Annotated in this window: 19 protein-coding genes and 1 tRNA gene; 12 read left to right on the top strand and 8 right to left on the bottom strand. The window is 55.2% G+C overall.

The features are described from left to right. Positions 1-90: 90 nt before the first annotated feature. The gene (rnhA, locus tag SH248x_RS06955) at positions 91-570 is read right to left on the bottom strand and encodes a ribonuclease H family protein (RefSeq protein WP_459557801.1); all 480 of its coding nucleotides are present in this window, start codon (positions 568-570) and stop codon (positions 91-93) included. A gap of 18 nt (positions 571-588) precedes the next feature. After that, a complete protein-coding gene (gene infA, locus SH248x_RS06950) occupies positions 589-807 on the bottom strand; it encodes a translation initiation factor IF-1 (protein ID WP_459557800.1) in 219 nt (72 codons plus the stop codon). Positions 808-1149: 342 nt separating this feature from the next. Here infA and SH248x_RS06945 point away from each other — a divergent pair, with 342 nt between their 5' ends. Then, positions 1150-1335, top strand: coding sequence for a Flp family type IVb pilin (locus SH248x_RS06945; RefSeq protein WP_459557799.1), 186 nt, complete (start codon positions 1150-1152; stop codon positions 1333-1335). Positions 1336-1411: 76 nt separating this feature from the next. Beyond that, positions 1412-2182, top strand: coding sequence for a 2-amino-4-hydroxy-6-hydroxymethyldihydropteridine diphosphokinase (gene folK, locus SH248x_RS06940; protein ID WP_459557798.1), 771 nt, complete (start codon positions 1412-1414; stop codon positions 2180-2182). Positions 2183-2322: 140 nt separating this feature from the next. Here folK and SH248x_RS06935 read toward each other — a convergent pair whose 3' ends face one another. From SH248x_RS06935 to SH248x_RS06915, 5 genes are all read right to left on the bottom strand, one after another. Beyond that, entirely contained in the window at positions 2323-2916 is a 594-nt protein-coding gene (locus SH248x_RS06935; RefSeq protein WP_459557797.1) for a thioredoxin family protein, read from the bottom strand. Positions 2917-2998: 82 nt separating this feature from the next. Further along, positions 2999-3463 (bottom strand): SRPBCC family protein, encoded by a 465-nt coding sequence (locus tag SH248x_RS06930; RefSeq protein ID WP_459557796.1) that lies wholly within the window; start codon positions 3461-3463, stop codon positions 2999-3001. A 26-nt stretch (positions 3464-3489) separates the two neighbouring features. Continuing rightward, entirely contained in the window at positions 3490-4593 is a 1104-nt protein-coding gene (mraY, locus tag SH248x_RS06925; RefSeq protein ID WP_459557795.1) for a phospho-N-acetylmuramoyl-pentapeptide-transferase, read from the bottom strand. A 52-nt stretch (positions 4594-4645) separates the two neighbouring features. Further along, positions 4646-6097: a UDP-N-acetylmuramoyl-tripeptide--D-alanyl-D-alanine ligase gene (locus tag SH248x_RS06920; RefSeq protein WP_459557794.1), complete on the bottom strand. Its 1452-nt coding sequence runs from the start codon at positions 6095-6097 to the stop codon at positions 4646-4648. Continuing rightward, positions 6094-7617, bottom strand: a complete 1524-nt coding sequence (locus SH248x_RS06915) for a Mur ligase family protein (RefSeq protein ID WP_459557793.1) — start codon at positions 7615-7617, stop codon at positions 6094-6096. The genes SH248x_RS06920 and SH248x_RS06915 overlap by 4 nt, the downstream gene beginning before the upstream one ends. A gap of 456 nt (positions 7618-8073) precedes the next feature. Between SH248x_RS06915 and SH248x_RS06910 the strand changes: the two genes are divergently transcribed. From SH248x_RS06910 to SH248x_RS06890, 5 genes are all read left to right on the top strand, one after another. Further along, complete coding sequence (locus SH248x_RS06910; RefSeq protein WP_459557792.1) at positions 8074-9114, top strand: ferrochelatase; 1041 nt, start codon at positions 8074-8076, stop codon at positions 9112-9114. 162 nt (positions 9115-9276) lie between these two features. After that, on the top strand, positions 9277-9609 hold the full coding sequence (locus SH248x_RS06905; RefSeq protein ID WP_459557791.1) for a hypothetical protein: 333 nt from the start codon (positions 9277-9279) through the stop codon (positions 9607-9609). A 199-nt stretch (positions 9610-9808) separates the two neighbouring features. Then, positions 9809-9882 (top strand) — tRNA-Met (locus tag SH248x_RS06900). A gap of 151 nt (positions 9883-10033) precedes the next feature. Next, entirely contained in the window at positions 10034-10717 is a 684-nt protein-coding gene (locus tag SH248x_RS06895; RefSeq protein ID WP_459557790.1) for an MtnX-like HAD-IB family phosphatase, read from the top strand. Positions 10718-10719: 2 nt separating this feature from the next. Further along, complete coding sequence (locus tag SH248x_RS06890) at positions 10720-11766, top strand: iron-containing alcohol dehydrogenase family protein (RefSeq protein ID WP_459557789.1); 1047 nt, start codon at positions 10720-10722, stop codon at positions 11764-11766. A 211-nt stretch (positions 11767-11977) separates the two neighbouring features. Here SH248x_RS06890 and SH248x_RS06885 read toward each other — a convergent pair whose 3' ends face one another. Then, positions 11978-13570 carry an ATP-binding protein gene (locus SH248x_RS06885; protein ID WP_459557788.1) on the bottom strand — a complete coding sequence of 531 codons (1593 nt, stop codon included), beginning with the start codon at positions 13568-13570 and terminating at the stop codon, positions 11978-11980. A 179-nt stretch (positions 13571-13749) separates the two neighbouring features. Between SH248x_RS06885 and smpB the strand changes: the two genes are divergently transcribed. From smpB to SH248x_RS06860, 5 genes are all read left to right on the top strand, one after another. Next, the gene (smpB, locus tag SH248x_RS06880; RefSeq protein ID WP_459557787.1) at positions 13750-14259 is read left to right on the top strand and encodes an SsrA-binding protein; all 510 of its coding nucleotides are present in this window, start codon (positions 13750-13752) and stop codon (positions 14257-14259) included. 94 nt (positions 14260-14353) lie between these two features. After that, entirely contained in the window at positions 14354-15736 is a 1383-nt protein-coding gene (locus SH248x_RS06875; RefSeq protein WP_459557786.1) for an SDR family oxidoreductase, read from the top strand. A 19-nt stretch (positions 15737-15755) separates the two neighbouring features. Then, positions 15756-16583 carry a CAP domain-containing protein gene (locus SH248x_RS06870; RefSeq protein WP_459557785.1) on the top strand — a complete coding sequence of 276 codons (828 nt, stop codon included), beginning with the start codon at positions 15756-15758 and terminating at the stop codon, positions 16581-16583. Between the two features lie 379 nt (positions 16584-16962). Continuing rightward, the gene (locus SH248x_RS06865) at positions 16963-20091 is read left to right on the top strand and encodes a PSD1 and planctomycete cytochrome C domain-containing protein (protein WP_459557783.1); all 3129 of its coding nucleotides are present in this window, start codon (positions 16963-16965) and stop codon (positions 20089-20091) included. After that, positions 20084-21559 (top strand): DUF1501 domain-containing protein, encoded by a 1476-nt coding sequence (locus tag SH248x_RS06860; RefSeq protein ID WP_459557782.1) that lies wholly within the window; start codon positions 20084-20086, stop codon positions 21557-21559. Before SH248x_RS06865 ends, SH248x_RS06860 begins: the two co-directional genes overlap by 8 nt. Positions 21560-21603 lie beyond the last annotated feature (44 nt).

Below are 21603 nucleotides of genomic sequence, written 5' to 3'. Positions count from 1 at the left end.
AAAGGTTCAAATCACGAGAAAGCAGTGATCCATTCTCTTCACTTTGCGTCTTCGCGCCTTGGCGTTAAAAATCTTCTCGGCTTTGCAGTCTCATTTCGATCGCATTGCCTGGAAAGCAGCTTCGACGGCGAGTTCATCGCAGCGTTCGTTTTCGGTGTGGCCAGCGTGGCCTTTGATCAGTTTGAAGCGGAAGTCGTGCTTGCTGAGCAGTTCGTCGAGTTCCTGCCAGAACTCCACATTTTTAACGGGCTTCCACTGCGTTCCTTCTTTGCGTTTCCAGCCGTTACGTTTCCAGCCGGGCATCCATTCTGCGGAGCCTTTCGCGACGTAGGTACTGTCTGTGACGATCTCGACAGACGTCTTGCGACTGAGCACTTTCAGGCCTTCAATGACGGCCTGGAGTTCCATCTGGTTGTTGGTCGTCTGAGGATTCCCGCCGGCAGCTTCGCGCTCTTTTCCCGAGGCAGGGTGACGCAGGATGTACGCCCAGCCGCCGGGGCCGGGGTTGCCTTTGCAGGCGCCGTCTGTGAACAGATAGACGTCAGGCTGGGCGCTGGGAGGCAATAACATAGTCGCGACGATCTTCCGTTATTTCTCGCGGAAGATGATTCGACCACGACTCAAGTCGTACGGCGAAACTTCCACGACGACCCGGTCGCCGGGAACGATACGGATGAAGTTCTTGCGCATCTTGCCAGATACGTGGGCAAGAACCTGGTGACCATTCTGCAACTTGACTCGAAATTGAGTGTTGGCGAGCGCTTCGACGACTTCGCCTTCGATTTCGATGGCCTCTTCTTTGGCCATTCATAACTCCTTGTGGTGTTTGACTTAACGCGACCTGGAATGCGGAATCGAACATCGAGATTCCAAGGGCATTCCCCTCGTCGCGGCGAGTAAGAAGTCTACACAACGGCCCGGGAATACTCAACGCAGTCGGAAAAACGGGCGAAAAGTCGCGTGAGTCGGCCGTAGAGGCAGGATTTAGTCAGTAATTCACCTCCCTGGTCGCAGATTTTTTTGACTGGTCTCATTGAAATGCTAGGTTTACGTTGGACTGGTACCGTCCGTCATTCACCGGTGATTGTGTACGTCCAGTTCTACTCATTTCTTCAGCCGCAAGATGCGGACATTAAAATTGGATTGACTATGTCGCGCGTTTTGAGACACGTTAAAACTTTTCTCGTCGAAGAAGACGGTCCAACCGCCGTCGAATACGCCGTGATGCTGGCGGCGATTCTGATGGGCGTGATCGCCACTATTGGTTCCGTGGGAGCAGCCAGCGGGGGACTCTGGGGACGGTCGAACACGGAACTCCAGGCGCATGGTTTCTAATTGCTGGCGCGGATGATGTAATTGTGATTGCTCGCTATGATGCGCTGTTTGACATCCTGGCGAGGCGAGTATGGAAATGGCTTATATTGGAGTCGGCGGCAATCTGGGGGACGTGATGGAATCGTTCCGTCGCGCACGCGATCTATTGAGTGAACACGCGGGAATCTCGTCGCTGAAGTCGAGTCGCGTTTTCAGTACCTCTCCAGTGGGGCAGAACGCTGGAACCGGGTATCTGAATGCTGCGTTTGAAATTGCGACTTCGCTGGGACCGCTTGACCTGCTTGATGTGCTGATTCAGGTCGAACAGGCGATGCAGAGAAGACGGCATGTCCACTGGGGGCCGCGGACGATCGATCTCGATCTCGTTTTCTACGGTGAACGACTCATTCAGGAAGCCCGTCTGAACGTCCCACATCCAGCTGCCTGGTATCGCCGCTTCGTACTGGATCCTGTCGCTGATCTGAACTCGAATGTGTATCATCCGACGAAAGAAATGACTGTGATGGATCTCAAGCGGATGTTATCGCGACGCCCGCTGCGATGGTTGCTGTTGGCTAATGAAGAGCGCATCGGAACGAATCTGAGCGAGCACCTCAGCGACGAGTTTTCCGGATTAATCGACGTCACTTGGCGACGAATCGATGAGCCGGGAGAAACGTCGTCGTTTGAGTTTATCGCCTGGAACATTGAGCAGAAACTGAAGGTTCGGGAAGGGGCGGTGCGGTTTGACGATCTGCCAGTCGCGTCGAGACTGGATGTGAGTTTGTTGACCGGTGATGCGTACACCGCGATCACCGACGTTATCAAAGCAGCGACGGATGAACCGGTGGTCGTGGGGGCGTTGTGAGCATCTTCACTTCGCGAACTTAATGGGAATTGAGACGCCTCAAGTCCATTCGAACGACTCGTGACCTTTCACTGGTTTGCACGTCGTTAAGACAGGGGGTTGACACCCCCCGCTCGCCTGGGTGCATGTAAATATGAGCTTCAAACGGCGGAAATGCCAGTGAAGTAATCGGGTTCCTGGCCGGGCTTCCACTTGATGTTGCAGCCGATGCTGGGGCGTTGTTGGGGGGTGATTGACTGGCCCGAGAGAACGGAATCGCAGGCGGCTTTCAGGTCTGCACCGGTGATGGGCTGGCCGTTGCTCGGTCGGCTGTCGTCGTATTGGCCGCGGTAAACGAGTTGACGGTGACGGTCAAACAGGAAGAAGTCTGGCGTGCAGGCGGCGCGGTAGGCTTTGGCAGCGTCCTGGGTGTCGTCGTACAGGTAAGGGAAGGTGTACCCGTACTTCTCTGCATCTTCTTTCATCTTTTCGGGTGAATCCGCTGGGTACTTCTCGGCGTCGTTGGAACTGATCGCGACGACGGAGATCCCTTTGTCCTGATATTCGCGAATGAATTTCACGAGGTGATCGCGCAGGTGAATCACGAACGGACAGTGATTGCACATAAAGATCACGAGCAGCGGCAGGTCATTGGGGAATGACTCCAGAGTGACCGTCTTGCCATCGACATTCGTGAGAGAGAATTTCGGAGCTGCGCTGCCGAGTGGGAGCATCGTCGATGCGGTTTTGACCATGGATGTGTTCCTTTGCTGATTGTTTTCGTGGACAACGAATCCATGATAGCAGGGCGACCAGCAGATGCGAGTCGCAGCAGTGTCATGATGTGTTTCCGCGCGAGAGCAGTTCATTGATGTGAGTCAGCATTCTCGTCCAACCGGCGGCAGTGCGTTCAACATAGTCAATCCACTGTGCATCCATCTCATGAATGATGGTGACTTCGCACCCGTCGCTGGCTGGAGTCATTGTTATCGTAACGACAGAAGGCTCGTCATCGTCCGAGTCACCCACGACCCAGGTGATGGCGATCTTGAGCGGACGATCAAGTATTCGATACTCGCCGCGATGGATTGCTTCGGAACCATTACGCATGTCAGAGAAGCAAAACTTACCACCGACGACAGGATCGATCTCGACACGTTTCATTTCGCCGGACAGGCCATGGCTTTTCAAAGCGCTGGACATCCATATGTAAACAGCGGAGGGATCAAGCCAGGCGTCATAAACGCGTACGGCGGGGACGGAATAATGATGGATGGCTTTCGCGTGGATACGGTGGCTCATGATCATTCTCTGGCAGTACGAGAGGTTTACTGAATCTTCAGTGTCGCCAATGCCAGGATCGCAAGCAATGCGGAGACGATCCAGAAGCGGGTGACGATTTTGGTTTCGTGCATGCCCTTGAACAGGAAGTGATTGTGCAGCGGGCTGCAGGCGAGGATGCGTTTGCGGGTTCGTTTGAAGTAGGCGACCTGGAGAAAGACCGACAGTGTTTCGACAACAAAGACTCCGCCAATGAGAATCAAAAGGAGTTCCTGTCGGATCACGACCGCGGTCAGTCCAAGCAGTGCTCCCAACGGCAGCGAACCGGTGTCGCCCATGAAGACTTCCGCGGGATGGGTATTGAACCACAGGAAGCCCAGGCAGGCACCGACGAAGGCGCCCATGACGACGGCCAGCTCGCCCGCTCCGGGAATGAACGGCTCGCTGAAATAGTCGGACAGGATCGCGTTGCCAGCGATGTAAGCGAGCGCCGCGACCGCCAGGCCTGCGAAGATCAAGCACCCAGCCGCCAGTCCATCAAGGCCATCGGTCAGGTTGACGCCGTTTGATGAGCCGACGATGACCACCATCGACCACGGGATCATGAAGACGCCGAGCGTGATTGCTAATGAACCGATCGGCGCCTGCAGCGAGGTTCCCTCTGTCAGTCCACGGTGGCTGTAATAGATCACGGATGAGATGACGAGCGCAATAACGCATTGCAGCTGAAACTTGCGTCGTGCCGACAGTCCATTCTTTTTGCTGGAGATTTTCGTCCAATCATCGAGAGCCCCCAGGGCCCCGAAGCCGACGGCTGTCAGGATCGCGAGCTGGACGAACGTGTTTGATAAGTCGGCGAAGATGACGGTCGAGAGTAGCAGGGAAATAAGGATGAAGAGCCCACCCATCGTCGGGGTGGCATTCTTCGCGGCATGGAGTTCATTCAAACGGGCGGAATCCGATGCGATGCGTTCTCGGTACCGTGATTTCAGCCAGCTGATCGCGAACGGGCCTGCGATTAGCGAGAAGACAAACGCCATGATGCTCGCGACCGCCAGACGCGCGGTCAGCAGGATCGTCGAGTCCCCGGTCATGCCGATAGGGAAGCGATCGAGGCTGAAGTAACCGTGTTGGATGAGCCAGGGGAGCATGGATAATAGGGCTTGGGGATTGGGGCTTAGGGCTTAGCAAAACGGGAAGACTTCAAGCGGACTGTTTCAGGAGGCCGGTAGGTGGCTGCAGATGGGTTTTGAGGAATTCCAGGATGCGTTCCATCTTCATGCCGCGGGAGCCTTTGATGAGGATGATCGCTGGTTCGTCGAGCAGGCAAGGAAGCATGTCCATCAGCAGGGAGTGATCAGGAAAGACTGAGACGCAGCCGCCGGACATGCCGGAGGAAATGGCGCCGCGAGCCATCGCGAGGGCCTGTTCGCCGCAAGTCAGGAGTTGATCGATCCCTCGTTTGGCGACGAGCTGGCCGACCTGGAAATGGTACTCCGAACATCGTTTGCCAAGTTCGAACATGGAACCTGCGATAACGATCTTTTTCAGATCCTCGGGCCAGTTAGCGAGGGTGTTGACGGCCTCCTTCATCGAGGCTGGGGAGGCGTTGTAGGTATCGTCGAGAATCGTCCAGCGTCCGACTCGCAGCGGCTGCATGCGGCCTGGTGGGTGAACAAGGGACTCCACAGCGGGCTTGATGAGGGAGCCATCGACTCCAAGCTCTCTTGCGACCGCGATTGCGAACAGGCAGGCTTGAATGGAAGGCTTGCCGTAAAGACGTGTCTGATAATGCACGCCGTCCGCGTCGAACTGAATGCCTCGCTTAGGATCAATATGCTGATGCGTGCAAGAGAGGGTGTTGCCCGGCTGGAATCCGACTGTGAGGACCTTGCAGTCGAGATGCGATGCTAAACGCTTGAGCTTGGGGTCATCGCCGTTAATGACTGCAAAGCCGGTTGCAGGCAGTGCTTCGATCAACTCCCATTTGGTCTGGTAAATCGTGTCCATTCCGCCGAAGGTTTCGAGGTGGGCAGGTTCAACAGCTGTCAGCAAGCCGATTTCCGGACGGACGATGTCAGCCAGAAGTCGAATATCGCCCGGCGAGCGTGCCCCCATTTCAAACAGACCGAATTCGTGCTGCGACGATAGCTGTAGCAGGGATAATGGCAATCCAACATCGGTGTTGAAGTTGCCGGGGGTTTTCAAGCCCTGAAACTGGGCCGATAACAGGTCGTGAAGAAAGTCTTTGGTTGTCGTCTTGCCGACGCTGCCGGTGATGCCGAGAGTGAGGGTATCCAGGTGAGTTCGGTGCCACGTCGCGAGTTTGCGCAAGGCATGATACGTGTCGTTGACGGCGATCACATTGCGTGGCTGATCGACGCCATTATTCGTGCCAGAGGAAATCAGCTCGGCCAGAATCGGATGATTTCGATTGACGATGGCGGACGTTGCGCCGGACGAGAATGCTTCCGACAGGTAGACGTGTGCGTCATGTGTTTTGCCGGGAAGGGCCCAGAACAGTTGGCCTGGCTGAACCGTACGTGAGTCGATCGAGAAACCAGTGATCGCTTCGTGCTGGGGTGCAGGGAAGAGAACGTCGGCTTCGAGGGCAGACGCGATCTGGGAGACAGTGAAGGTGGGCGCGGTGGTCAACCGGTTTTTCTCCAGGGATGCGTGTCAGGGGCGGGTCGATCGAGGGGGAGAATCGGAGGAGCAGAGAGAAGAGAGTGAATCACACGGGCGTCATCGAAGGGGATCACCTGATCGCCGATGGTTTGAGTTGTCTCGTGACCTTTGCCAGCGATCAGAACCGTATCGCCGGGTTCAGCTTTCGAGAGTGCATACGCGATGGCGTTGTGTCGGTCTGCTTCGATGGCGACGTTCCCTGTCGCGGTATCAGAAATGCCGACAAAGATCTGGTGGATGATCGACATTGGCTCTTCGTGACGCGGATTGTCGCTGGTAAGGACCATGACATCGGCATACTTGGCGACCGCATGTCCCATGAGAGGGCGTTTAGCGATGTCCCGGTTTCCACCCGCTCCAAACACGACGATCAGCCGACCGGTTGCCTGGGAACGCAATGACTGCAGGACACGGGTCAAGCCATCCGGAGTATGTGCATAGTCGACGAAGACATCGAACGGTTGGCCCGCGTCGACTCGCTGCAGGCGACCGGGGACATGAGTGAGTGTTGAAACGCCATGGCAGGCATCGTGCAGTGAGATGCCTGTGGAAAGAGCACAGGTGATCGCGGTGAGGGCGTTTTCGATATTGTGATGGCCGGCTAGGTGCAGCGTCGTTTCGACAGATTGTCTTTGGTGGGTCACGATGAACCTGGAACCGGTCTTCGTCGGCTGAATCGCGCTGGCAGAAAGGTCTGCATGCGAGGTCATCCCGAACGTTCGTAGACGGATCGGGTCAAACTGATGACCTTCGAGGGCATTTCGCAACTGGTGATACGTGGCCGAGGATTCGTTCAGCCAGAGAGTTCCACCCGGTTTGATGTGAGAGGCGATGCGTGCCTTCGCATCGAGGTAATGCTCGAAGGTTGCATGGTAATCGAGGTGATCTCGCGTCACGTTGGTGATCGCAGCGACATCAAGCATCAGGCCTCCGCAACGCTGTTGATCGAGGGCATGGCTGGAGAGTTCGAGAGCGGTGTGCGTTGCGTGGTTCTCGTGGGTTTCTCGGAGGAGATTGGCCAGGTGGGCAGAGGTCGGTGTCGTCAGGTTGCTCTCGTGTGGCGAGGAAGAACCAGTCTCATGATGAATCGTTCCCATGAGTCCCGAGCGAATGCCGACGGACCGCCAGATCGCCTGCAGCAGCCAGGTCGTAGACGTTTTGCCGTTGGTGCCAGTGATGCCTGCGGTCGTGAGTTCGTGTGATGGGAACCCGGACAAGGCATGGCATAAACGGGAGAAATCGCCGCGGACGTTCGGGGTGATCAGTTGCGGGTAAGCAAGTTGCGGTAGTGGACGGTCAAGGAGAAATGCCCGGGCGCCGGATTTGATTGCATCGTCAATGTAGCTGAGGCCGTTGGACTGATTTCCCGGAATGCACGCGAACAAGTCCCCCAGATGACACCGGTTGCTGCGTTCGCAAACGCCAGTCAACATGAGCGAGGCAGCCGCATTCACCAGCTGCGCATGAGGCAGAAGCAGCCTGGCCATTAGAGGCCGGCTGGAGCGAGATTCCAAACGCCAAATCGGATCAGCATCCATGCTGTTTAACCGGATCAAAAGATCGAGGAAGTCCCACATCCTGTGGTTACGGTTCGTCAAACGGGCGGTATCTTGAGTGAAGATGGGAATTTAGTCAAGATGCGTTCAGGAGCGGAGAAGACTGGAACGCAGAGTTCGCTGAAGGAAGCAGAGGTAACAGAGTTCGGAAGTGCAGAAGAGACAGGGGCTTTTCAGTGGTCGTTCTAGCGAGATTGGCAATAATGTAGACAACGTCTTGTAGGGTGCTGGTGAGGCTTTGCGAACCGCACCAAATGTGGCTTCGAGTGGTGATTCACCTTTTGAAACCGCATTTGGTGCGGTTCGAAGACTCACCAGCACCCTACTTGGGGCGAGAAGACAGCGTCAGGAATGTGAATCAACAGAGACAGAGACAGAGAGAACGTGATGCCAGAATCAGCTTATGATGCCTTGATGGTGGTTTCCTTTGGTGGGCCGGAGAAGATGGAGGATGTGATTCCGTTTCTCGAAAACGTCCTGCGCGGGAGGAACGTGCCACGCGAGCGGATGCTGGAAGTTGCTCATCACTATGAAATGTTTGATGGCGTCAGCCCGATCAATGAGCAGAATCGCGAGTTCATCGCTGCTCTGGAAGCAGAACTGAAGCAATCAGGCATTGACCTGCCTGTCTATTGGGGAAATCGCAACTGGCATCCCATGCTGCCCGAGACCGTCGAGAAAATGAAAGCAGATGGAATCAAGAAGGCGCTCGCTTACGTCACTAGTGGCTACAGCTGTTATTCGGGGTGTCGACAGTATCGTGAGAACCTGATTCAGGCCCGGGAAATCGTTGGCGACGATGCGCCTGTCATCGATAAAATCCGCGTGTTCTACAACCACCCTGACTTCGTCGATGTCAATGCGGAACGCGTTCGGGAAGCCATCGCGAAACTGCCAGAGGATGGTCAAAACTCCTACGTCATCGCCTTCACGGCTCACAGTATCCCAATGAGCATGGCGAATAGCTCTGACTATGTGAAGCAGTTGGAAGAGACCTGCCGACTCGTGGCAGAGCGTCTGGAATTGCCCGCAGATCGTTGGAAGCTCGTTTATCAAAGCCGAAGCGGACGCCCCCAGGATCCCTGGCTGGAGCCGGATATTCTCGATCACCTGCAAGGTTTAAACGAGCAGGGGATCAGGAATGTTGTCATCTCGCCGGTTGGATTCCTCTCGGATCACATGGAGGTCCTGTACGATCTCGATGTTGAGGCGAAAGACAAATGCGAGGAACTCGGCATGAACATGGCTCGTGCGGAAAGTGCGGGGGTTCATCCTAAGTTTGTGGGCATGATTCGGGAATTGATCCAGGAGCGGATCGGACAGCGTTCGGAGAAACAGGCGATCGGTAAATATGGGGCTAACCACGATTTCTGTCCGCTCAATTGTTGCCCTGCGCCTGTGCGTCCGACGATAGGTGCATCGAAGTAAACTCCTGCGACATAATGGCTTGAGTGGGAATATTTCTCTTGCGTTCGAGAAACGCATGGGCGATAATCGATGCGTTGGCCTGCGATGTCTGGCAACAATGCAATCAAAATGTTGCTGCGCGGGTCGGATCGCGTAACCCACTGTGTCGTAAAGGAATACACCATGAAGTCGCAAAACACCGATGATTTTGTGATGGATTATCCCTTAACGGATTCCGGGCTGTATCGAACGCTGATCGAGTACATGGCGCAGTCACCTGAGAACCCGCATCTGCCGGAAGAATCGATCAAGACCCGCCTGCTTCATGATGGCGGATTCGAGTTCGAGGATTTGACGGTGAGACGAACAGCCAGCGGCTACTGTCTTGAAGGCTCTGTCCGTTGTACAGACGAAGATTTCGCGAGAATGACGGAAGATGTTTATGAAATGTGCGGAGCGGAGATCATCATCAACCGCGTCGTCCACCAATGCGCTTTCAGCCATCCAAAGGGATAAGCTTTGATCTGAAGACGTCTGCTGTTTTCCATATCGCCTGATCGTTGCTGATGGATCACGATCAGACGGGATTTTGGAGGGAGACCCGAAAAACCGGGCGTACGAAATTGAATCAGACGATCTGATTGACTAAGATTCTGCCTCAGATGCGAACCGACAGTCGATTTGATTGTCTGGTTCTGTGTCCATCTCCACAGATGGCAACGTAGCTCAGTTGGTTAGAGCAGCGGACTCATAAGCCGCGGGTCGTCGGTTCGAATCCGACCGTTGCCACTTTTCTTTATGCTTTCCACCTGTGCTCAGGTGACGGACTTTTCTCGAATTTGATCGAGGCTGTGTTGCTCATTTGGCGTCTTTCGGTCGATCTCGGTATGATCGCGGTGAACTCACTTCATCAACGCCCAGCAACATCGAGTTTCTTATCGTGCAGATCGGTCCCTATTGTTTTACTCGTTCGAAGCTGCTGGTTTCGGATTTTGATGGCACGATAACGGATGAAGATTTTTATCAATGCGTTCTGGGCAGCCTGGGCGATCAAGCCAACCTCAGTTATTGGGATGACTATACCGAGGGACGTTTGACGCATTTCGATGCCTTGAACGAGATCTTCTCGCAGCTCAAAGTCGGGCGGGACGAATTGCTCAAGCTCGCAGACAAGACGGGCGTTGATGTTCATCTGGCAGAGGATATCAAACAACTGCAGGAGGCGGGTTGGGATGTCGTGATCGTGTCAGCTGGTTCCTCCTGGTACATCAACTACCTGCTGAAGGCACGTGGCGTTGAGGTTGCGGTTGTTTCCAATCCTGGCGACGTGGCACCGGAGGGGTGTCTAAGAATGTCGCGTGATAGGGAGTCGCCGTTCTATTCACATGATGTTGGCGTCGATAAGCCTGGGGTGGTTCGCTGGGCGTTGGGGAATTTTCAATCCGTCGCATTCGCAGGTGACGGACGACCTGATGAACCGGCGGCTGATCTTGTCTTGCCGGAACTGAGATTTGCTCGGGGCTGGTTAGCGTCGCACTTTCAAGAACAAGGGACACCGTTTCGCCATTTCACGCAGTGGACGCAGGTGGCAGAGGCACTCACTGCAAACCGCAAGGAGTCTTGAGCATGTTGATACCGATGGTGCATGTTCCTGCCCTGGTGCGGATGAAGCCCGGGGCGCTGGATCGAATCGGGATCTATCTGCAGCGGGCGGATCTCAAGAAAGTGGTGGTTCTGCATAGTCATGGGCTGATTGAGTCACTTCAGAAACGAATGAACGAATCGCTCAAGTCGGCTTCGATCCAGACATTGCTGATTGATGAGGTCAATGATGCCTCGTTTGAATCGGCAGTCGCATCGCTGTCGAAGCTCCCCGCGGAGACTCAGGCGATCGTGGGGTATGGTGGTGGAAAAGCTCTTGATGTTGCCAAGTATGTGGCATTCCTCGCGAATGTTCCGTTTCTGGCTGTGCCGACGTCGCTGTCCAATGATGGGTTCTGCAGTCCGCAATCGAGCCTGACACTCAATGGCCGACGTAAGTCGATGAAGTCGCGATTGCCTCATGGCGTCATCGTCGATACGCAGATCTGTCTGGAGGCTCCCCGTGATCTCTGGCTGTCTGGTGTTGGTGATCTGGTCGCGAAGATCACGGCGGTGAAGGACTGGAAGCTCGCGTTTCATAAGCATGGAGAGCCGGTCAATGACCTCGCGGCTTTGCTGTCCGATTCGACTGTGCGTCAATTCATGGCATGCCCGCGTCACGATCCCGAGGGCGCAAGACTGCTCGGCACAGCTCTAATGCTCAATGGCATTGCGATGGAAATCTGCGGCTCCTCACGACCAGCCAGTGGCAGCGAGCACAATATTTCGCATTCGCTGGATCACTTTGCAGAACGTCCCCGTTTGCATGGGTTGCAGGTTGGCGTCGCGACCTATCTGGTTTCACATCTTCAACAGCACGAGCATGAGACCATTGGCCGACTGCTCGATGAAACAGGCTTTTTCGACACCATCCGTCACGATCCATTTCTAAGATCAGACTGGCAGAAAGCATTGGACGCCGCTCCGAAGCTGCGTCCGGAGCGATATACCATTCTCAGTGAAACAGGTTCAGCCGAACGCTTGCTGCAATTGATCGACGAAGATCCTCGTGTGCAGGGATGTTTCGTTTAGAGATCCAACTTCGTGTGAGCCGTCGGTCATGCGTTACACGAGAGTGAGTTGGACGTGTGCCACGGCTGTGTCAGCCGTGAGGATGGACGTTCATTGCGCGAAGGCACGGCTGACACAGCCGTGGCACACAGGGAATAGAGTCGATTGGCTGGTGAACCGCTGCAACGCGGGACAGCGGCTCGGACGAAGCCTCGCCCTCCCTTAAATGAGATCACATGACGGAGAAGTAATTGCTGACGGCAAAGTCGAATCCGGCTGGGGAGATCTTTTTGGGGAGTTGTTTGTAAATGCAGAAGTTGCGGACCTGCAGTAACAGGTCGCGTGGCTGGCAGGCACGGAAGGGGCGGTTGATCGCCAGGTAGTGCTTCTCGATCAGGTAATCGACGGCTTCCCGATCGAACTCGAAGCCGAGTTTGGGAGACATGATCTCGAAGAGCTTCGTAAACTGATCGCGCGTCGGGTCAGGGACTTCGATCTTGTAAGGGATCCGACGCAGGAAGGCGCCGTCGACGAGGTCTTTGGGCTCAAGGTTCGTCGAGAAGACGATCAGTTGATCGAAAGGGACCTGGATTTTCTTGCCACTTGGCAGGTTCAGGAAGTCGTAGCGTTTTTCGAGCGGGACGATCCAGCGGTTGAGAAGTTCTTCGACCGGCATGCGCTGGCGTCCGAAGTCGTCGATGACGAGGGTGCCGCAGTTTGATTTGAGCTGGAGGGGGGCTTCGCAAATTTTCGTCTGGAGGTTCTGGACGACTTCCAGTTCATTCATGGTCAGTTCGCCCCCGGCGATGACGGTAGGGCGTTGAATGAGAATCCATCGTTGGTCGACGCCGGAGAGGTCGAACAGGCCATCGGTATTATCCATCTGAACCGGTTCGTGGATTCCCGGGTCATAGAGACGAACGATGTCTCCATCGATGCCGAGAGTTCGAGGAATCCAGATCGATGAGCCAAAACAGCGGGTGATTCGTTCTGCGATCGACGTCTTGCCGTTTCCGGGCTCGCCGAACAGAAACATGCCTCGTCCGGAATTGATCGCGGGCCCTAGTCGGTCGAGCAGATCGGGAGCAATCAGGAGGTCTTTGAAGGCATCGCGGAGGTGGTCTTCGGTGACCTGCTGTTTGGCGATCGACTGGCGTTCCATGGCATGGAGGTAATCGCGCAGAGGAACGGGAGCAGATCCGAAGTACGTACATTCGGCAGTGTAGCGCCTGGCCCGTTCTCGGCCAGCGTCGGTGATCTGATAGATATAGTCGCCCATCTCTGCCGGCCCTTTGAGGGCCAGGAGCTGGTCGTGTTTGAATTGTTGGAGCATCGGCTGGATGAGTTTATACGGCAGCTTGAGCTGCATCGCGATTTCACGTCCCGAGGAAGACCCCGCCGAGCCGAGAAACTTCATGATGATGCGTTCGATATCATCATCGACCAGACCGGTTTCCCGCAGGGTTTCCGGACACTTGGGGATGAAAGGAGCATCGACATTGACGCGGTCGCCCAGAAGCAGGTTGACGCGGTCGAACAATTCCGAAAGATGTGAGTCTCGTTTGAGTGCAACCGGCTTATCCGAGGTCGAGGGAGCAGAGACAGGTCTGGGCGGGATCTTAGCCTTCGCCGTTTCGACCAGCGATCTGGTTCCCTGTGGAGTCGCCGCGACGGGGGAACGATTCATGGCAGGCGTGGACGGTTCCTGGGTACTCAAAAACGCCTGGAGATCGATTTTGGACGCGGAATCGTCGGGGCGAGTTTTCTGCTGTTTGATTTCTTCCAGGAATTCGGTCAGCGAGAGTTTCTTGTCGGTCTGGGACATGATCGAATTCCGCGCAACAGGTGGCGTACAAATTGAGAGTACTCGGAATGAAGACTATGTTGTAGAATGACATCGTCAAACGGATGATCTGACGCGTCGTCGGGGTAAGACCCTTTTGATCCCCGCAATCGTTACAGGCGTCGTGATCGTTGCGTCGCCAGACATTAAAGATGAACAACATGAGTGGAAAACCTGCCAAAGCTGTTGCCTCCGCGAAGGAGAAAGATCCGCCGATCGAACTGATCTGCCAGAATCGTCGCGCGCGTCACGAGTATGAAATCCTCCACGAAATCGAGTGCGGGATCATGCTTCACGGGACGGAAGTGAAAAGTATTCGCGAAGGTCAGGTGTCGATCGAAGAAGCGTTCGCGTCCATGCGAGACAATGAACTTTGGCTGCTGGGCTGTCACATCGGTGAACTCAAACAGGCGAGTGTTTACAAACACGCTCCCCGGCGTGTCCGCAAACTGCTGCTGCATCGACGTGAACTGAAAAAGTTCGCTGACTCTGCCAAAGAGCGAGGTCAGACCCTCGTCCCGCTGACCATGTATTTCAAGCGTGGCCTGGTGAAAGTTCAGCTGGCGATCGCCCGCGGTCGCAAACTGCACGACAAACGCGAGAAGATGAAGAAGGAAACGATGTCGAAGGAAATCCGTCAGGCGATGATGCCTAAAAAGCAGTTGCGGTAATCGGGACCAGCGATGATTGCGCTGGTCGATGGTGGCGTGACGTCAATAATGACTCGTATGGTCGTTGATACCTTTTGACGAAAGCTCGCTCCTCATGTCGCAGATGCATCATTTCCTGAAGCAGGTCGACCTGCCTGTGTCTGTCGAGACAGCATTTGCATGGCATGAACGAACCGGTGCTTTTCAGCGTTTGACGCCCCCCTGGGAGCCGGTCGAAGTCATCGAAAAGACAGGGACCATCCGCGATGGGGATACGCTCATCGCGAAGGTGAAGGCGCTTGTGCAGCAAGATCTGCACGCCAGGCATGAAGGTTATATTCAGAACGTCCAGTTTCAAGACAGGCAGGTCAAAGGGCCATTTGCTTCTTGGTTTCATTCGCATCGTTTTGAACGACTCGGCGATCAGCAGTCTCGCCTGATTGACGATATCAACTACGAACTGCCGATGGGGAAGCTGGGCGAAGTCTTTGGAGAAGGTTTTGTCAAAAACAAGCTGGAGGCGATGTTCAAGTACCGACATCAGATCCTCAAAGCTGACCTGGTTCGACACGCCCAGTATGCTGAGCGACCGCGTCTGAAAATTCTGGTGACGGGAGCCTCAGGGCTGGTCGGAAGCCAGCTGTGTGCGTTTCTGTCGACGGGCGGCCATGAGGTGTCTGTTCTGACTCGCGCTCCATCGAAGTTGCGTTTGTATCACGAGATTCTCTGGGATATCAAAAAACGCCAGCTCGACTCCTCTCAGCTGGAAGGGTTTGATGCGGTCATCCATCTGGCGGGTGAGAACATCGCAGCAGGACGCTGGACGAAAGAGGTCAAGGAGAAGATTCGGGCCAGCCGGGTTGAGAGTACGACCCTATTGTCGGAAACGCTGGCGAAGTTGGCGAACCCGCCTAAGGTCCTGATCAGCGCTTCTGCGTCCGGGTTCTATGGGGATCGTGGCGATGAAGTTCTGTCTGAGAATTCGCCCGCCGGCAGCGGCTTTCTGCCCGAGACGTCCATTGATTGGGAGAATTCGACGCGGGCTGCTAAAGAGAAAGGGATTCGCATCGTCCATCCTCGCTTTGGAGTGATCCTCTCGGCGGCGGGTGGTGCGCTCGCGAAGATGCTGACGCCGTTCAAACTCGGCGCGGGTGGCATTGTTGGCAGTGGGAAGCAGTTCTGGAGCTGGATCGTCCTGGATGATGTGATCTACGCGATTCATGACTTGATTCAGAATGATGCGTACTCGGGGCCTATCAATTTTTCGTCACCGAAGGCGCCGACCAATCGCGAGTTTACGGAATCTTTGGGACAGGTTCTTTCTCGACCGACGATGGTGCCCGCCCCGGCGTTCGCACTAAAAATGATGTTTGGAGAAATGGCCGAGGCGTTGTTATTGGCGAGTACACGCATGGAACCGCAAAAATTGAAAGACACGGGTTACCGTTACGAGTATCCAGACTTGAAGTCAGCGTTGAAGCATGTGCTTGGAGAGTGATCCATCAGGAGGGTTCGTCGTGTCGAAGTTAGTTCGAGGCAGGAGTGTTGTTTTCGTTGGCACGATCATCCTGGCAATGCTGTGCACAGGTGTTGTGATTGCGCAGGAGCAAAAACCAGAAGATCCGCATCAAGCGTTCCTCAAGTCCCTCAAGCCCACCGAGAAGCAGACGGCGACTCCTGATCTGAATGAGACAGCCGAGCAGATTCTGAGTCTGTCCAACAAGTTCCGGGCGACTGAGAAGAAGTCGAAACTGGCGATCAGTGAATCGTTGAAAACAGCCGCTCAGAAATTCGCCCAGTACATGGCCGACAACAGCAAGTTCGGGCACGAGGCAGATGACCGAAACTTCCTGGATCGTGCCAAGGAGGCGGGCTACATGCCGTGCCTGGCGCTTGAGAACATCGCGTTCACCTACAGCACGCAGGCTTTCAGCGTAAAAAGTCTGTCAGACGAATTGATGGACGGCTGGAAGAAATCTCCCGGCCATCGCGAGAACCTCCTCGATGCAGACGTGACCGAAACGGGCATCGGCGTCGCGCGGAATGCGACGACGGGTGTCTATTATGCCGTCCATTTGTTCGGGCGACCGCTGTCTGCAATGAGGGAGTTTCAGGTCAAAAATGAGACCGCGTCAGAAGTGACTTATTCGGTCGGCGTGCAGACGTTCACGCTGCTGCCCAAAATCGTGCGGACCCACAAATACTGCCGAAGCCCGAAAGTCTCGTTTGCCTTTGTGGCTGACAATGATCCGAAGAAGACCGTCTCGCCAGCCGAGAGTGATAAGTTCGTTGTGCAGATGGTTGACGGTGAGGTGACAGTGAAACAGGAATTGTCATCAGAATAACCGAGAGGGCGAGGCGGCTTTCTCTCGTTGCAACGGTTCACCCGTCAATCGACTCTATTCTCTGTGTGCCACGGCTGTGTCAGCCGTGTCTTCGCGCAACGAACGTCCACTTTCAATGAACACTGCACGGCTGACACAGCCGTGGCACACGTCCAACTCGTCGCTATTACGCCTGATCGCAGAGAGCTTTGTGAAATATTGGTACTGCTTGATTTGATGCAGTGGGATGGTATAGTTGTCGTTGTTCGCGAGTTCTTGAGGCCCCACCGCGATTTGTCGGAATCGCCACTCGAAGAAGACCTCGTCTTCTGACCGTCTGACTTCTCTGCTGAATGCCGCCTTCCTGGTGATTCTTCACCATCGGCATGTTGGTGTGGCCATGATCCCTGACCTCAAAACCTGCTGTCTGATTCTCTGCCTGATGCTGGCTGGAGGGATCATATCGTCGACTGCTTTCGGCGGTGAGGAGATACGCTTTAGTCGTGATGTACTGCCGCTGCTGTCGGATCGCTGTTTTCATTGTCATGGTCCGGACCCGATGACGCGCGAAGCAGGACTGCGTCTGGATCTGCGCGAGGAAGCTGTGAAGGATCGCGATGGGACAATCGCGATCACCCCCGGCAAGCCGGATGAGAGCGAGCTACTGGCCCGAATTGTCAGCCATGATGACAATCTTCGCATGCCGCCTGCGTCCTCCCATCGCAAGCCATTGTCGGAACGCGAGATTGCGATTCTCAAACAATGGATCGAAGAAGGAGCACAATGGGGACGACACTGGTCATTTGAAAAGCCTGCGCGTCCAGATGTCCCTGTATCGAACGCTCATCCGATTGACTCGTTCGTGCAGACGCGATTATCGCAGGCGAGGCTTCAGCCATCGCCATTGGCTGATCGCGGGACGCTTGTAAGACGGTTGTATTTCGATCTGACCGGCATTCCGCCATCGGTCGAAGAGTTCGATGCTGCGATGGCAGATCGATCTGAGAAGGCCTATGAAACGCTGGTTGATCGGCTCCTCTCGAGCCCACAGTTTGGGGAGCGGATGGCGATGTGGTGGCTGGATGCAGCTCGCTATTCAGATACCGATGGATTCCAGATTGATGCCGAGCGTGAGAACTGGCCTTGGCGGGACTGGGTCGTTCAGTCATTCCATGAGAACAAGCCGTTTGACAGGTTCATTGTCGAGCAGTTCGCAGGTGACCTCCTGGAGAATGCCACCGATGAGCAGCGCCTGGCGACCTGTTTTCATCGCAATCACATGACCAACGGCGAAGGGGGACGCGATCCGGAAGAGTCCCGCATTGATTACGTCATCGACCGTGTCAACACGACCGGGACCGTCTTCCTCGGTTTGACCCTCGGCTGTACGCAATGCCATTCGCACAAGTTCGATCCGATCGAGCATCGCGATTACTACGAGCTGGCGGCATTCTTCGACAGTATCGATGAAGACGGCCGGGCAGGGATGAGCGCAAAGCCCTATCTGAAATATCGCTCGCCGTTGGCGGAGTCCGTTTATGAGCAGGCGAAGGAGTTCAAAGAAGCGTGTCAGAAAGAGCGGGAAGCGGCCCGAGTATTGGCTGTGAGCGAGTTTGATGACTGGCTGACGGAGGTCGTCAAGACGTTGCCAACGTCGTTTGAGACGTGGAAATCGATTGTACAACCAGAGCTGAGTTCGTTGCATGGGACGCAGTTTGAGATCTCGCCGGATGGCATCGTACAGACGAAGGGCGTGCATCCGCATCATGAAGATTATCGCATGACGTTCACGCTGCCTGCCGATGTCAAACGACTGACGGGGGTGCGGCTGGAAGTCTTGACCGATCCATCCCACACGGATCAGAGATGGTCGCGTGGCAAGTCGGGAGAGTTCATTCTTTCGAATGTCAAACTGTCGGTGGCCCGAGTCGGTTCATCTCAGGTTCGTGAGATCGAGATGAATGATGCGTTCGCAGATTACGAAGCAGAGCGAGGCAAAACGGAGACCGGCTATAACAGCGTTCAGAATCTCCTCAATGATGATCCACGCAATGGCTGGTCGTCGATCGGGGCGAAAGACATGACGAAGATGTCTGTCGTGATCCGATTGACCGAGCCTCTGACACTGGCGGACGATGAGCGTCTGACGTTGACGCTCATGCATCGCTCGACGCCGGGGGATGGGAATATTGGTCGCTTTCGTCTGCTCGTGACGGATCAGGCGGGGTTACCAGTCGAATCGTTGTCTCCATCGCCGTTTGAAGAGTTCGTCAATGCGGCTCGAGCGGAGGTGGCGGATGCTGAGGGAGCGCCGGCGACGTGGAGTTTATCCCAACTCGACCCGCAGCTCAGGGAACGATTGCTTGAGCAGTATTTGATTGACCACGAAGGGTATCAGGCGTCGAAGGATCGACTGGAGCGAGCCACGCAGCAGCTCAAGGAGACTGAGAAGTCGCGACGTGAGCAAAGCGTCATGGTGCTGTCTGAGAAGTCGCAGCCGAGGACGAGTTATGTGCTCGAACGGGGCGTCTGGGATGCCAAGGGAGAGGTCGTTCATCCCGCGTTACTGGATCAGTTTCTGGAGTGGCCAACCAATGATCGCCCGACGCGTCTGGATCTGGCGAACTGGATCGTCTCGCGTGAGAATCCTTTGACGTCACGCGTGATCGTCAATCACCTGTGGCAGCTGGTTTTCGGACAAGGGCTGGTGCGCACACCGGGTGACTTTGGGCTTCAGGGAGAGCAGCCGACGCATCCCGAGTTGCTCGACTGGCTGGCCGTTGAATTCATGGAGCATGACTGGGACGTCAAATACATGATCAAGCTGATGGTGACGAGCAGGACGTATCAGCAACTCAGCGATCTGAATGAAGAACTGCTCGCGAGTGATCCAGAGAATCATCTGTTAGCGAGGGCGAATCGTTATCGGCTGCCGGCCTGGATGCTTCGGGATGCGGCTCTCAAAGCCTCTGGTCTGCTCAATAGCACGCTGGGCGGTCCTCCGGTGAAACCTTGGCAGCCGGATGGGGTCTGGGCGGAGATCACGATGGGGCGATTTGATTACAAGCCGAACCTGGGACCGTCGCAGTATCGACGTTCGCTGTATGCCTTTTGGAGACGGTCATCATCGCCGACGTTTTTGTTTGATAATGCCGAGCGTCGTGTCTGTGAAGTCGCGCCCAAGTTGACGAATACACCGCTGCAGGCACTGACGTTGTGGAATGATGTGACGTACCTGGAAGCATCCCGCGTGTTGGCTGAGACAGCGGTTGCAGCCGAGGGGAAAGAACTGGAGACGCTGGCAGTCGCCCTGCTTCAACGGCAGTTGACGGCAGACGAGCAGGAGATTTTCAGCTCACTGCAGCAAGAGACGTGGGAGTATTACCGCCAGCATGCAGATGAAGCAGTCGCATTCACTTCGATCGGTCAACGCCCTGCTCTTTCACAGGACGCAGCTCCTGGTATTGCTGCGTGGATGGTCGTTGCCAGTTCGATGTTGACTTTGGATGAGGCGATCACTCATGAATGATTTCGACATGCAGTTATCACGTCGCCTGTTTCTCCAGCAATCGGGGCTCAACCTCGGCGGGATGGCGCTGGCGGGTCTACTGGGTGGAAGTCAAACGCGAACGACATTTGGCTCGGAATCCTTGAGCCCGTCAGCAAATGATGGATTAGGTTTACCGGGACTGCCGCACTTCGCCGCCAAAGCCAAGCGGGTGATTTTTCTGACACAGTCCGGCGGACCTTCGCAGATTGATCTCTACGACCATAAGCCGCTGCTGGAGAAACTCGCGGGGACCGATCTGCCGGAGTCCGTCCGCGGCGGTCAACGACTGACAGGGATGACGAAGGGACAAAAGAGTCTGCCGGTCAAACCCGCTGTGCCGAAGTTTTCGCAGCACGGCCAGTCGGGAGCAACGGTCAGTGAGTGGCTGCCGAATATCGCCAAGGTCTCCGATGAGATCTGCTTCATCAAGTCGATGGTGACCGACCAGATCAATCACGCTCCTGCGATGACGAAGTTTCTGACAGGGCATCAACTACCGGGACGTCCGAGCTTTGGCTGCTGGGTCAGTTATGGGCTTGGGTCGGAGTGTAAGAATCTGCCAGACTATGTCGTTTTGATTTCGAAGATGAAGCGAGGCAGTGATCAGCCGTTATACGATCACTATTGGGGGAATGGGTTTCTGCCCGGCAAGTATCAGGGGGTCAAGCTGCGGAACTCCAAGGATCCGGTCCTTTATCTCCGCGACCCGAACGGGCTCCCGCGTGAACTGCGACGCAGTATGCTTGATGCTGTTGCACAGGCGAACGAACTGAAACTCGAACAGGCGCATGATCCCGAAATTGCGACTCGCATTCAGCAGTATGAGATGGCGTTTCGGATGCAGACGAGCGTGCCCGAGCTGGCGGATTTGTCGAACGAACCCGAATCGACGTTTGCTTTGTATGGCGAGGATTCTCGTCGTGCAGGGAGTTACGCGTCCAATTGCATTCTCGCCAGACGTCTGGCAGAACGTGGCGTCCGATTCATTCAGCTCTTCCATCCTGACTGGGATTCACACTCCAATCTCTCCAGCTGGTGCAAAGCCCGTTGCGACGACACCGATCAGGCCTCTGCGGCTCTCCTCACCGATCTCAAACAGCGAGGTCTGTTAGAAGACACGCTGGTGATCTGGGGAGGAGAATTTGGTCGCACGGTCTATTCACAAGGGGAGTCTTGGGAAGCAACCGCTTCGGGGCGCGATCACCATCCTCGCTGTTTTACGGTCTGGCTGGCAGGCGGCGGAGTGAAGCCCGGCATGACTTACGGCAAGACGGATGATTTCAGTTACAACGTTTCCGAGGATCCGGTTCACGTGAACGATTTGCATGCAACGGCTATGCATCTGCTCGGAATTGATCACGAACGGTTCACATTTCGAACTCAGGGATTGGATTTTAAGCTGACAGGCGTCGAGAAGAGTGAAATCGTCAAGAGAATACTTGCGTGAGCAAGAATGGGGTTGGCATCGGCTCAGCACAGTAGAGACAATGA

Source organism: Lacunimicrobium album, from assembly GCF_052161635.1.
Taxonomy (GTDB): Bacteria; Planctomycetota; Planctomycetia; order Planctomycetales; family Planctomycetaceae; genus SXPC01.
The sequence above is the reverse complement of the archived record's forward strand: the minus strand, read 5'-3'. Positions and strand labels throughout refer to the sequence as shown.

What these genes read in the sequence shown, in the direction of transcription:
- rnhA (WP_459557801.1), bottom strand. Translation starts at nt 570, where the DNA reads ATGTTATTGCCTCCCAGCGCCCAGCCTGACGTCTATCTGTTCACAGAC.
- infA (WP_459557800.1), bottom strand. Translation starts at nt 807, where the DNA reads ATGGCCAAAGAAGAGGCCATCGAAATCGAAGGCGAAGTCGTCGAAGCG.
- SH248x_RS06945 (WP_459557799.1), top strand. Translation starts at nt 1,150, where the DNA reads ATGTCGCGCGTTTTGAGACACGTTAAAACTTTTCTCGTCGAAGAAGAC.
- folK (WP_459557798.1), top strand. Translation starts at nt 1,412, where the DNA reads ATGGCTTATATTGGAGTCGGCGGCAATCTGGGGGACGTGATGGAATCG.
- SH248x_RS06935 (WP_459557797.1), bottom strand. Translation starts at nt 2,916, where the DNA reads ATGGTCAAAACCGCATCGACGATGCTCCCACTCGGCAGCGCAGCTCCG.
- SH248x_RS06930 (WP_459557796.1), bottom strand. Translation starts at nt 3,463, where the DNA reads ATGAGCCACCGTATCCACGCGAAAGCCATCCATCATTATTCCGTCCCC.
- mraY (WP_459557795.1), bottom strand. Translation starts at nt 4,593, where the DNA reads ATGCTCCCCTGGCTCATCCAACACGGTTACTTCAGCCTCGATCGCTTC.
- SH248x_RS06915 (WP_459557793.1), bottom strand. Translation starts at nt 7,617, where the DNA reads ATGGCCAGGCTGCTTCTGCCTCATGCGCAGCTGGTGAATGCGGCTGCC.
- SH248x_RS06910 (WP_459557792.1), top strand. Translation starts at nt 8,074, where the DNA reads ATGCCAGAATCAGCTTATGATGCCTTGATGGTGGTTTCCTTTGGTGGG.
- SH248x_RS06905 (WP_459557791.1), top strand. Translation starts at nt 9,277, where the DNA reads ATGAAGTCGCAAAACACCGATGATTTTGTGATGGATTATCCCTTAACG.
- SH248x_RS06890 (WP_459557789.1), top strand. Translation starts at nt 10,720, where the DNA reads ATGTTGATACCGATGGTGCATGTTCCTGCCCTGGTGCGGATGAAGCCC.
- SH248x_RS06885 (WP_459557788.1), bottom strand. Translation starts at nt 13,570, where the DNA reads ATGTCCCAGACCGACAAGAAACTCTCGCTGACCGAATTCCTGGAAGAA.
- smpB (WP_459557787.1), top strand. Translation starts at nt 13,750, where the DNA reads ATGAGTGGAAAACCTGCCAAAGCTGTTGCCTCCGCGAAGGAGAAAGAT.
- SH248x_RS06875 (WP_459557786.1), top strand. Translation starts at nt 14,354, where the DNA reads ATGTCGCAGATGCATCATTTCCTGAAGCAGGTCGACCTGCCTGTGTCT.
- SH248x_RS06865 (WP_459557783.1), top strand. Translation starts at nt 16,963, where the DNA reads ATGATCCCTGACCTCAAAACCTGCTGTCTGATTCTCTGCCTGATGCTG.
- SH248x_RS06860 (WP_459557782.1), top strand. Translation starts at nt 20,084, where the DNA reads ATGAATGATTTCGACATGCAGTTATCACGTCGCCTGTTTCTCCAGCAA.